The 12,364-nt window shown below is 51.5% G+C and carries 11 protein-coding genes; 1 reads left to right on the top strand and 10 read right to left on the bottom strand.

The window, feature by feature from the left end; all coding sequences use genetic code 11:
• Positions 1-5: 5 nt before the first annotated feature.
• Positions 6-1,733 (top strand): FAD/NAD(P)-binding protein, encoded by a 1,728-nt coding sequence (locus tag GS398_RS07100; RefSeq protein ID WP_160906083.1) that lies wholly within the window; start codon positions 6-8, stop codon positions 1,731-1,733.
• Here the strand turns inward: GS398_RS07100 and GS398_RS07095 are convergent, their stop codons facing one another.
• From GS398_RS07095 to GS398_RS07050, 10 genes are all read right to left on the bottom strand, one after another.
• Positions 1,734-3,362 (bottom strand): alpha-amylase family protein, encoded by a 1,629-nt coding sequence (locus GS398_RS07095; RefSeq protein WP_160906082.1) that lies wholly within the window; start codon positions 3,360-3,362, stop codon positions 1,734-1,736.
• Positions 3,363-3,427: 65 nt separating this feature from the next.
• Positions 3,428-4,642, bottom strand: a complete 1,215-nt coding sequence (locus GS398_RS07090; RefSeq protein ID WP_160906081.1) for a sensor histidine kinase — start codon at positions 4,640-4,642, stop codon at positions 3,428-3,430.
• Position 4,643: 1 nt separating this feature from the next.
• The gene (locus GS398_RS07085) at positions 4,644-5,654 is read right to left on the bottom strand and encodes an ATP-binding protein (RefSeq protein ID WP_160906080.1); all 1,011 of its coding nucleotides are present in this window, start codon (positions 5,652-5,654) and stop codon (positions 4,644-4,646) included.
• Complete coding sequence (locus tag GS398_RS07080) at positions 5,647-6,060, bottom strand: anti-sigma regulatory factor (RefSeq protein WP_160906079.1); 414 nt, start codon at positions 6,058-6,060, stop codon at positions 5,647-5,649. Before GS398_RS07080 ends, GS398_RS07085 begins: the two co-directional genes overlap by 8 nt.
• Positions 6,041-6,448, bottom strand: a complete 408-nt coding sequence (locus GS398_RS07075; protein ID WP_160906078.1) for an STAS domain-containing protein — start codon at positions 6,446-6,448, stop codon at positions 6,041-6,043. The genes GS398_RS07080 and GS398_RS07075 overlap by 20 nt, the downstream gene beginning before the upstream one ends.
• A gap of 8 nt (positions 6,449-6,456) precedes the next feature.
• On the bottom strand, positions 6,457-7,320 hold the full coding sequence (locus GS398_RS07070; RefSeq protein WP_160906077.1) for an STAS domain-containing protein: 864 nt from the start codon (positions 7,318-7,320) through the stop codon (positions 6,457-6,459).
• Between the two features lie 174 nt (positions 7,321-7,494).
• Entirely contained in the window at positions 7,495-8,001 is a 507-nt protein-coding gene (locus GS398_RS07065) for a putative periplasmic lipoprotein (RefSeq protein WP_160906076.1), read from the bottom strand.
• Positions 8,002-8,095: 94 nt separating this feature from the next.
• Entirely contained in the window at positions 8,096-8,845 is a 750-nt protein-coding gene (locus GS398_RS07060; protein WP_160906075.1) for a hypothetical protein, read from the bottom strand.
• Positions 8,846-8,926: 81 nt separating this feature from the next.
• Positions 8,927-11,302, bottom strand: coding sequence for an ABC transporter permease (locus GS398_RS07055; RefSeq protein WP_160906074.1), 2,376 nt, complete (start codon positions 11,300-11,302; stop codon positions 8,927-8,929).
• A gap of 91 nt (positions 11,303-11,393) precedes the next feature.
• Positions 11,394-12,326: a methylenetetrahydrofolate reductase gene (locus GS398_RS07050; RefSeq protein WP_160906073.1), complete on the bottom strand. Its 933-nt coding sequence runs from the start codon at positions 12,324-12,326 to the stop codon at positions 11,394-11,396.
• Between the last annotated feature and the right edge of the window lie 38 nt (positions 12,327-12,364).

The raw sequence follows: 12,364 nt of genomic DNA, 5'->3' as shown, positions 1-12,364 counted from the left end.
TTTTCATGAACAAAAACCAGGACAAACATACCCGGATCGCAATTGTAGGAGCTGGCCCGGGCGCCCTTTTCCTATATAAACGGCTTATCGAATCGGGCATAACGGGTCTGTCTGTAGATATCTTTGAAAAGAAGCCGCAACCGGGCGCCGGCATGCCTTACAGCAGCGAGGGCGCCAATACCGAACATGTTACTAATGTTTCCGGTAACGAGATCCCCGGGCTGGTAACTACTGTCGCCGAATGGGTCAAAATCGCCCCGGCGGAACTACTTGCACAATTCAATCTCGATCCGCATCAATTTAACGACTACCAGGTATTGCCCAGGCTGTTATTCGGCGAGTACCTTTCGGCGCAGTTCGCCCTGCTGCGCGACAGGGCCGATAAAGCCGGGATCGTTACCCGGGTGCACCTGTGTACCTATGTAACAGACATTGCCGACAACCGGGTTACCCGCCAGGCAGAAGTTCACCTGTTGGGAAAAGACCCGGTTAACTTTGACCGCGTGATCATCGCCACCGGGCATTTCTGGCCGTTAACACATGAAGGGAAGGTTCCGGGGTACTATGATTCGCCCTACCCGCCGGCTAAGCTCGCACAGCAGCTGGACCATCCCGTCGCCATCAGGGGCGCATCGCTTACGGCGTTCGACGCCCTGCGTACCCTGGCGAGAAATAACGGGGTATTTGAAGAAGACGAAAACGGAAACATATCCTTTAAATTATCTCCAAAAAGCGCTGGATTTAAATTAGTTATGCACTCTACAGGCGCCTTGTTACCCGCCATTAGGCTTCATATGGCCGATTCGCATCTTAACTACCAATGCTTGCTCACTCCCGAAGAGATCGATGCTAACATTGCAAAAAACGATGGCTTTCTGTCGCTCGATTTCCTCTTTGAAAAGGACTTTAAAGAGTCGCTGCGCAACAAAGACCCGGAATTTTACCAGCACATACGCCATATGTCGCTGGAAACCTTCGTTAATGAAATGATGGAGCCCCGCCGGCAGCTCGACCCGTTCCAGCTGTTCAGGGCTGAATTTGCCGAAGCGGAACTGTCCATAGCTTACAAACGCCCCGTCCATTGGAAAGAGATGCTTGCGGTACTCAGCTTTGCGATGAACTACCCCGCCAAACATTTCCCGGCCGAAGACATGGTCCGTCTGCAGAAGGTGCTGATGCCGCTGATCTCGATCGTGATCGCATTTGCCCCGCAAAGCTCGGCTAAAGAATTGCTTGCGCTCCGCGATGCGGGGGTACTGGACCTTATCCCGGTAGGGTCCGGCAGTCACGTCGACCCGCAGGACAAAGGAGGAATTGTGTACCATTTCCAGGATAGACAGGGTCAGCCGCAAGCAGTTCACTATCAAACCTTTGTTGACTGCATCGGGCAACCGCACCTTTCGTGCGAAGACTTTCCCTTTAAAAGTCTCGTGGAAAGCGGCACGGTAAGCCAGGCACGGATCAGCTTCCGCTCAGACAACGAAGGGCGGAAAGCCATGGTGGGCGGCAATAAAAAGGTCAAGATCGATCGCACCGGCCGCTACTACCTCGAGGTACCGGGGATCACCATCAGCGATCAATTCCAGGTGGTCGACGCGCAGGGAGACGCCAGCGACCGCATCTTTATCATGGCAGTACCTTACATCGGCGGCTATAACCCCGACTATTCCGGTCTCGACTTCTGCGAAGAAGCGTCGGGAAGAATAGTTGCCGCCTTGCTTGGAAACCGATAATTACCAGTTAAACGTTACCACGCGCTTATTAAGCTTCCACTTGGCAGGCCATTGGCTGGTCATCCAATCCAGCGGCTCGCCGGTGGGCTGCACCCTGGCGGCATGGGCAAAAGCCTGTTTTAATGCCGCCCGCTGGTCGGCGCCGAGAAAATCCAGCTGCGCCGACACGAATAACGGCGAACCGCTTTCTGCCAGCAGCTGCAGCCATTGTTTATTTTTCTCCCAGGGCACGTCTTTGGTGAGGCCAACGCAATCGCCGTCGGCAGCGTAGAAGGTGTTGTGGTGCGGCAAACGAAACCCGAGCGTGTTCACCCCCATTTTGCGGGTACGGTCCCATTCTTTACCGCTGGTATCGTCACCGGTACGGTTCAGTTCAAACAAACCCGCCGACAAATGGCTCAGCGTATTGCAGCCAATGATGTACATGCTGCCGGCCGACTCCCTGATCGACCGGTACAAGTGGCCGATAATCTCTGCATTCGTTTCAGATTGGTCGTTAAACTTCCAGCCGGGCACGGTCATACCGTCGGTCATCTGGAAGCCCCAGCGGCCAAAAATATCGTAGGTGCTATAATCATGCTTCACCATCTCGTAACCCCATTGCTGGTATACTTTCATATTGTTTTGTACCCGCTCGATGGTTTCGGGGATGGTGGGATCGAGGATGGTGGCGCGCCGCTCGTTGCGGCCTTTGATCTTCGGCGCTATCATGCCGGGGTGATCGCCATTACGCGCGATGAGCGGCCTGGTCCACAAGCCCGGGCGCATGCCAAGCCCCTTTATCACCTCTCCCATTTTATGCATGTCTTTAAACTTGTCGTTGGCGATGGCAAAATCATCCGGCTGCTGCCAGCCATCATCGATCACGGAGAAAGGGCGGTTGCCGTTATCCGGCATAAATTCCGCCATCAGGGTGGTTTGGTCTTTTATAGTTTCGAACGAGTTTTTACCATACACAACGTACCAGTCGTTTATGCCATATACCGGTTTTTTGGGTAAACGCGGCCTGGGGCACATCATCCGGCAAAAACGGGTATGAGCGGCGTACGCGGTTTCACCGTTCTTACTGAGCATGGTAACCACGTCTGCGGCATGCAATTTCCGTTGCCCGAGCTTCACACCTGATCCGCCGGAGCGGGTGTCCAGGGTAACTTCGAGGCCGTCGGCGGTCACTGCCCACCAGCATATAGATGCCGCGCCGGTCTTTACGCCGAAACAGGCCGTATCCTTCCCATCGTTTAACAGCACATACCATGGGTTTTTAGTCGCAGGGTCGGGCGCTTTCCAGCCGAGATCGCCATAGGTGCGTTCCCAATGGTCGCCCAGCACTTTGGTATAAGAAGCGGTATCGTATTTCCATTTCAGCCGGACGGCCTGGAGGTCGGCGGCCGGCGACGAAACATATACCGACTGTGCATCCCCGCCGGAACGCACTTCCACACGCACATCCCGGTAGGTGAACAGTGCGCCGCTGCCGGTAAGTTTTGTCCATTGATCGTTCAGCTGCGCCCAAACCTCATCGGGCTGGTTAATCAAGGCCGGTGCGAAAGGCGCCGCATAGGTAAGGCGGCTATACATTGCCGCAGCAAAAGCAGCGGCGGAGAGTTTAACAAAATTGCGTCTGTGCATGTTTAAGCGTATAACAGGTCCGGCCCTAATATACAGCTTTATCGATTTACTGAATTATAAAGACACTATTCGCTTCGCACAACGGCCTGCTTTGCCAGCGGAATGGTAAAGAAAAACTTCGAACCCACGCTCTCTTCGCTCTCTGCCCAGATACTGCCGCCATGGTCCGTCACGATCTTTGAAGCGATGTACAAGCCCATTCCCAGGCCGGCGTGCGTTTTCACCACATCTTTGTCGCGGTAAAACTTCTTAAAGATAGAGGCGATGCTGGTGGGAGACATCCCGATTCCCTGGTCGGCGATACAGATCTCCACGTAGCCGTCCGTTAGCACAGAGCTGATGGTGATCGTAGAATTCGGGGCCGAGTACTTAGCCCCATTGCCAAGCAGGTTCGAAAACACCTGCTCCATACGGATCTTATCGATATTCACCTGTACATTCTCACCAAGGTTAGTGATCACGGTATAGCCGGGCAAGATGTTCTTCATTACCGAAACCATGTCGGTAATGAACGGATTAAGCGCCGTCTCTTCCATATCATATAGCAGGTTGCCATTCTCCATTTTAGAAACGTCGAGCAATTGCTGTACGAGCAATAACAGCTTGGTCGATTGCTGGTCGACCTTTTCCAGGATGCTTTTCACGTTATCGCTGCATTGATCGGCGGAAGCTTTTTTCACCATCTGGGTATATGCCTTGATAATTGTAATGGGTGTCTTGATCTCGTGGCTGGCGATGGAGATGAACTCCGTTTTCTGTTCGTCAACGATCTTGGAGCGGCGGATCTCCTCTTCCCGCTCTTCCGCCAGCTTATTTAGCGACAGGTTTCGTTGCTTAATTTCTTCGTACGCATTAAGAGGTGGCTCGCTTACGAAGTATTCCTTCAGCGCGTTTATTTTTGAGGGGTCGAGGCGCAGCGACCGTGGGAGCCCGATCTTCATTTCGATAAAGGTCGTCCCGGCGTTCTCGGTCATACTGAATTCCGGGACAAGCTTTTGTGCATAATAATAACCTTCGTCCGCTTTGGTGAACCGTACGCTGCTCCCGAAGGAAATGAAAGCCTTTAAACTATAGCGAAGCTTATGCTGCTCCAGGCCGACAACCAGGTTGCCGTTATCGGTATGCTCTATCACTGTCCGTGCGATCTCGGAAACGGCCGTAGCGAACGTGGTTTGGGTTGCGGTGGTCAGCCCCAGTTTCTCCGCCACCCTCATCGACCTTTTATGCGCAAGCACCAGGTCCATTTCATTCTCCAGGGATATAGCGACCACCTCTATCATGTTACTTTATTTTGGCAACTACAACTGACATGTCATCCGTTTTACGCGCATGGTCTTTATAAATGGCAGCGCTTAATATGGTAAGATCATGTTTAAATATCATCGGGTATTTTGTAAGGTCCCAGCGTGTTTTAATTCCGTCTGAGCACAGGATCACCTGGTTGAACTGGTCGGCAGGATAATGCTGATCGCTCATCGATCCGGGAATGTTATGACCTACAATACCGTTGTACGACATCTGGTTGCGAAAAGATGCGGCCCCCACAATTCTCGCGGCGATATTCCCGATACCCGCAGACGCCCATGTTTTCGTTTCAAAATCGTAACAGATCACGGCAGCTACCGCTCCCCTTGTTTTGCGTATGTTGCTGTGGATAAAACGAAGCGTTTCTGTCGGGCTATAATCAGGAAATACCTTAAAACAGGCGGCAGCCTCATTAATTGCCTTGTTAGCTTCCGGACCATGACCCAGCCCGTCAGCCAGCATCAGCTTAATGTATTTATCTGTCTGCTTGATCATTAGTCCGTCGCCGCTCACCGTTTCCCCGGGTTTGGATACCACGATCGGCCTGACAATCAATTTACGCTCTCTCTTAATGTCTTTCGGATCATCGTAAACGCGACTCAGCACGATGGTTCCCCACCCCGGTAGCGTGTACAGCTCAAAAACATCCGACAAACGCTTGATGCTGCCTAATCCATGTCCCATGGTATTGCTGGTAGACACACCGTCCTGCATCATTCTTGCCGGATTCGCCATGCCCGGGCCATGGTCGATACTAATGATCTCGATGTAGGGTGACCCGCCATTGGCAAATACGCCCATGAGCACCTCTCCGCTATCGCCGTATTTAAACAGGTTCGACGTCATTTCTGCTACGATCAGGTCGATCTCGTTCAGGCGGGTCGCGTTTATCCCGGCATCCTGGGCTCTCCGGTGGATCTCCTTTTTTAACAGGGAAAAGTAGCTCCTGTCTGTAGCGGCGAAGCTGATGTGTGTAGCGTCAACCATTGGCCCATTTTATGATGGTCACGGTCGTGCCCTCTCCTACTTTACTTTTAATGTCGAACTCGTTAACGAGGCGCTTGGTTCCGGGTAACCCAAGCCCGAGGCTTTTCCCCGTAGAATAGCCGTCTTTCATTGCCAGGGCGATATCAGGGATACCTGGCCCTTTGTCGGTAAACGTAAGTCGCACGCCGTTGTTCCGACCGCTCGATACGATCTCTACCACGCAATGACCGCCATTCCCGTAACGCAGCATATTTCTTAAGAGCTCGCTGGCTGCCGTGATTAGCCTGGTTTGGTTTACCAGGCCCATTTTTATCTTTACAGCCACCTCTTTAATGCGGTTCCGTAAAAGAACCACATCCTGTTCTCTTACTACCTGTATGGTGTCTTTACTCAGCGAGAGAACCATCCGGATCTTCTTCTATATCCTCATCATCGAAATCATCGATCATAGACTTTAGTAAATTCATACCTCTTTCTACGTCGAGCGCTGTATGAACGCCTTTCAGCGGAAGACCAAGCTCAATTAACGTGATGGCCACTGCCGGCTGCATACCCACGACCACCGTTTCCGAATCGAGGATTTTTGACATGCTGGCAATATTGCCGATAATACGTCCCATAAAGGAATCGACGATGGTAACCGCGGAAATATCGATCAGGACGCCTTTCGCGCTGGTCTTTTTCACCATCTGGACAAGGTCTGCTTCAAGCGTAAGTGCCAACCTGTCATATAGGTCGACCTGTATAGTAACCAGCAGAAAGTTCCCCATCCGCAGAATAGGAATTCTATCCATTTCTTGTATTAAAATTTCTGTACAGCATTAATCTTTCTCACTTCCAGCCTCATTGCCTTAAACGCATAGGCCAATGCGCTCGCCAGGCTTGACTTGGTAATGATGTTCGACAGGTCGATCCCCAGGTGCACCACGGTTTGTGCGATCTCCGGGCGGATGCCGCTGATGATACATTCTGCACCCATCAGCCGGGTGGCGCTTACCGTTTTTATCAGGTGCTGTGCCACCAGCGAATCTACGGCGGGCACACCCGAAATATCCAGGATGGCAATGCTTGAACCGGTTTCCACAATCTCCTGGAGCAGGTTCTCCATTACCACCTGGGTACGCGCGCTGTCGAGCGTACCGATAATGGGAAGTGCCAGGATACCGTCCCACACGCGGATCACCGGTGTAGAGATCTCGGTGATCTCGTCCGTCTGCCGTAAGATCACTTCTTCCCTGCCTTTAATAAAGGTCTCGAAGGTAACCACGGTCAGGTTATCTATTATACGGTTTACCTTAAGTGATTCTGCGAACAACGATTGCAGGTCGCCCTGCAATTCCTGCTGGAGCACTTCGATCAGCGCTTCTTTTAACGAAAACACGAAATTACCCGTTTCGCGGGGGGTGAAGCCCTGCCGCGCACGCGTGATGGCAATACCTCCCAGGATCTCGATCACCGGGCTCCATTGATCGGAGTTAAAGTCATCAATGCTATCTGAGCTGAGGTTGCCAATTAAAGCTGAGACCAGCTCCTCCGACTGGCTTCGCAGTTCATCATTACTGATAAGATCTTCACGAAGTCCCTCATCTGCGAGCTGATTTTTCATCCAAAGCTCCAGGATGGCCTTTTTCTTCTTTTGTAGCAATTTGTAAGTATTAGGTAACATGTGGAAAATGTGTAGGTTAACTAACTATAGTCTTAATAGATAATCAGGAAGGAAAGGTAGGTAATGGATATTATATTTCGAAATATTTATTACTCGCTGCATGGAAGCGTGGGGAATAGCGAAATAAACAGGTAAATACACCTGTTGTATGCGGTAGAGAGTGCCGAAATCCGCTTATTGTCCCAGGTAAACAAACCATGCACGTTTGGGGACCGAAAGTCCGCTTAAGCCTTGCCCGGTATAGGTGATGGTATATTTCCCCGGATCTGTTATGGAATAACCCCGCAGCAGCTCCACGGTAACGGACAGGCTGTCATTCGCATTTACGCTTACATAGCTTTCGTCCGGCGGCGGCATCATGCGTTTTGCCATAGGGCCTTTGTAAACGGCTTCTTCTCCTTTTTCATTCTTTACTTCCAGGTACTTGCTCATCAGCGGCTCAAATGGGGTATGCCACTTACAAAACTTCCGTAAGCTGTCGGTTTTGTTATACACGGTGAACTTTAGCAACAGCGGTTGGCCACTATGCACGGTATCGGGCATATAAAGCGCGGCCGATAACGAATCGGCGGATAAGTTTTGAGAAACTTGGGAGGTATCAACCGAATCGTTCTGGGTTGAGCCGGTGCTGCAGGAAGAAAACACTGCCAGTGTAAGCAGTACCAGGAAACTATTTTTCATGAAATGAGCCCGGGGCTTTAAGTAACGACGGCGGACTTTGATTCCTAAACAGTATTTTCGCCGTTTTGTTGCTACCGGGGATGACTGTATGTTATTACTTCCCTTTACCATTGGCCCGATCGATCACCTCCTGCAGCTCTTTTCGCTTCTTTAGGTTTTTGATCAGCTGGCATTTTGCACCCGCTTCCTGCATCAGCCTTTCAAAGTCCGCGTGGTTGTCGAAGTCTTTCTCCAGCCCCGCCCATAACACGAAGGTCTGCGCCAGGTAAGCCAGCTCATCGTCGCGCCCCTCGAAGTTCGCCGCCAGTGATTGTTCAAACATTCGCCTGGCTTCTTCCGCCTGGTTCTTTTTAAAGAGAAAGGCCGCGTAATCGCGTTGCTGCTTATGGTTTTGGGCGGGCGTAGACGCGCGTTTCACCGCTTCGCACCAGTATTGGTTGGCCTTGCCGGTATCACCGAGCTGGTCGTAAGTCCTTGCCATCAGCGCAAGGTCTACGTCGCTGGCGAGCCTGCTGTTTTGCTCCATCAGGAAATCGGCCGCCGATACCAGCGTACCTCGCTGCGCATTATAGTTGTTGATGACCTCCACGAGTTCAGGCGTTTTTTCTTCTTCCTCCCGCCGGAGCGTAAACACTTTTACATTAATACCGGCAATCTCGCTGAGCGTGGTGCTCAATGTCTGGCGAATATTCCGTTTCCGTTCCCTGAGCTGGATAAACACCGAAAATATAAAGGCGGCGCACGACAGGATCAGCGCCAGGGCGCTCATGATAGGGGTAATAATGGTTGCGAGGTCTTTGCCTTCGGGAGCGGCCCGGAGCAGAACAAGGAGGAGGTCATTCATTTCTCATAACACAATTACCGTCCCCCCTGGGTTTTTGGTGGCTGCAAAACGGGTATTTACCACAGTACCTGCAGCTACCCACTACACCTTCAACTTAACCGCCGCCTTAAACCTCACCGCCCTGGCGATCTGCAAACACACCGTAACAGCCACCATAAGCAGCGAGATTGCCAGTGCAAACACAAAAGGTGCAAATGAAAGGGTCGCCCGGTAAGCAAATGTCTCCAGCCACTTAGTGGCAACCACAAAAGAGAACGGCCAGGCGATGGCATTGGCAATAATTACGCAATAAAAGAACGGCTTGCTTAAGGTAACGGTTAACTGCTTGCTGCTGGCCCCCAGTACTTTCCGGATCACAATTTCTTTCATACGAAGGCGGATCGTGTTTGCCGCCGAAGCAAAAAAGCCCAGCGAGGAAATAAAGATCGCCAATAGCGAAAAACAGAGCAATACCGACCGTAATTGCGCCTGCTTGATAAAGAGACGCCCGTACAATTCGTCGAGGAAATGATAACTGAAACTGTCCCCATCCAGCTTATTGATGCTGCCCCATTGCGCGTTCAGCGTTTGCAGCATGCCGGGTATGGCCTTTGCGTCGGCACTGACCATGATCTGCGTTTTCAACAAACCGCAGGCGCCTCCCATTAAGTAGATCGTAGGCTGAATCTGCGTTTCAAATCCATTCGCTTTCACGTCTTTCGTTACCCCGATCACCTGGTAAGTACCTCCGCAACCGGTTATCTGCGACCCGATGGCATTCTTTAAGCCCATTTGCCTGGCCGCCGTCTCATTAATTACCGCATTTGCGGTATCCGACGCGCCGGGCGAAGAAAAAGAACGGCCTTCTTTCAGCGCGATGTTCAGCATCTCGAAATAACCATGATCAACCGCGATGGTATGCATAGGATACGCTTTATTCCTCGTGGTATATTCAGATGATCCCGGAATAATACCTCCCGGGATATGAGAGGTCACCGTCACCTGCTTTACACCTGGAATGGCTTGTATACGCCGGCGGACAGGTTCGAACTTCAACGGATCGTTATAGATCCCGAGGTTATCAATGTAAATCACCTGTTTGGCGCTAAACCCCGGGTCTCCAGACCGCATATAGTCCACCTGCCGGTTGATCACTACGAGCACAATCACAAATCCGGCCGCAAAGGCGAACTGGAGGGTGGTGATGGAGCCGCTGATCCACGAAAACTTTCCGCCGTTGGCCAGCGGCTCTCCCCTTAATACGGTGACGGGCCGGAAACCCGCCATCACGATGGCGGGATAAACACCTGCCAATAAGGTTAGCGTCACCAGGCTGACTACCAGCTGTAATATGATCTTGAGGTTTATCCCCGCAACCAGGAGGTCGGCTCCCAGCAAACGGTTAAAATACGGCAGCCCGACGACCACGATCACGAAAGCAAACGCCAGCGCGAGCAGGCACTGGAAAAAGATCTCCAGCAGGAATTGGGTGATGACTTGCCGCTTGAGGATGCCGTTCACTTTCTTTATTCCAACCTCTTTGGAACGCCTGTTAGCTTGCGCAACGTAAAGGTTCGTAAAGTTGATACCGGTAACCACCAGGACAATGACCGCAAGTATGGTAAGCCCTTTTACGACCTGGTTGTTTGCCGGCGAACCGTAATGCGGTTTCAGGTGCAGGTTGGCCAACGGATCTAAATAAATGGCCGGCGCAGCAGAGCTTAACGATTCGCGGTCAACCCGGCTGCCGTCGGCTAACGCTGCCTCCTTATATACCTGGTCGATCTTTTTGGAAAGTAACGCAATGTCAGCGCCGGGCTTTACCAATAAAAAGGTTTGGTAGATCTGGTTGGCATAGCCCTGGTCTTTTCCCTCCGTGATGTCATCGCTGAAGCCGATACAGTCGAAGCTAAAATTGGTATTGCCCGGTGCCGCGGCTGCCACGCCTGCGACGGTCATGGGCATACCTGACCGGCTGAGCATGTTCACCGTCTTATCCCGGATATCGCGTTCCCCGGGAAAAAGTACGCCGGCGGTTTTCCGCGACAGTAAAATGGCAGGCGCGGTGCCCGGCGTTAATTTAAACCCTTCGGGTTTGATACCCAGCATGCCGGCGATCGAATAATCGGCCCCCACCCATTTCGTTACCAGGAACCTTCCTGCTGAAGTGTAAAAGGGAAGCTGGAATAATGCGGTATTCATCCGCCCGGTCTCTTCTACTTCCGGGCACTGACTTTTGACGGCCGCCGCAAGCTTACCGGGAGTATATGGCGAAGGCCCGTTTGGCGTTTCCCTTTCTACCAGGAAAATACGGTCGACGTTTCGGTTCCATTCATCGTAGCCGGTCTCGTGGTCGACATACAGCGCTACAAACATAAATGCCGCAAAGCCCAGGGCAAGCCCTGATAGGTTTAAAAAGTTATACCATTTACCGTTCAGAAAAGTGCGAATTGCTATTTTTAAGTCGAGTTTATTCATATTATGCTTTTATACCGCATAATAAGGATAACTAACCGGCGTAATTTCCATACGGCGGGCGTAAAAATCGGCTTAAGGGCATCTGCCGCCGCTATTTTCTCACGCCCCGGGTCTTCAGCATCTGGCCGATCTCATTGGCCATGTGAACGGAAGCTTCGATCTCTTCTTTGCGGATAGCAACACTTTCTATGTTGAAGCCAAAGGGGATGGAACGCTCCGTACAGAAGGCCGTAAGTTCCGATGCAATTCCGAGACAAACATTGACTGACTTCTGAAGAATATTATCGGATGTTTTCAGGTCTTCTTTCAGCTCATCGGGTACATGGATGCCCAGCCACTCCATAAAATGCAGCGTCTTCGCCGATCCGCAGGCGGTCAGGGTAAAAATCACTGTCGGGAATTTTTTGTCGTGCGCCTGGCAGCTGTTGGCCAAAGCCTCGATCACCTCCTTTGCATACCCGACATTAAACACGCATTGTGAAATAAAGTAGGATACGCCACAGCTCATTTTGTCGAGCATCCGTACATCTTCGTCTTTGAGCACAGCATGCCGTTCCGGGATGGTTACCGCCCCGATCACGGAGGTATCCCGGTGGCTGCTCCAGATCTTGTAAGCCTCTGCCAGGCTGGTTTTTACCGGGAAATCGGGTGCCGGTATGCCTACAAAAACAGGGTAGAAATTATGCTGATGCAGCCCTTCCAGCCATGCGGTGAGCTCTTCCGGCGAGAATTTGCCTGCAGGACGGTAAATGATCTTGGGAACATTTAAAGTACCGAGATATCGGGAAGCAAAATCGAACGGGTCGTGCGCTTTTAAAAACGGGAAAGGCCGTTCCTCTTGCGTCCGGGCAGACTCGTCCTGCACATCATATACTACCAGGGCATCAATGTCTAAGGCGGCCAGGCGCTCAATTGTTTTCCTTGCGATCTCTGCAACGCGCTCTGGAGCAGTTTCCTCTTTTGGCGGGGTAATGCCGTAAAGCAACACGCCTGATTCCCCGGATTTTATCTTTTCTAAAAACATGTTAATACTTGAACTACTTATAAACAGCTATTCGTCAA

Source organism: Hufsiella ginkgonis (assembly GCF_009834915.1).
Classification (GTDB): Bacteria; Bacteroidota; Bacteroidia; order Sphingobacteriales; family Sphingobacteriaceae; genus Hufsiella; species Hufsiella ginkgonis.
This window is presented reverse-complemented; position numbering and strand designations above follow the sequence as displayed.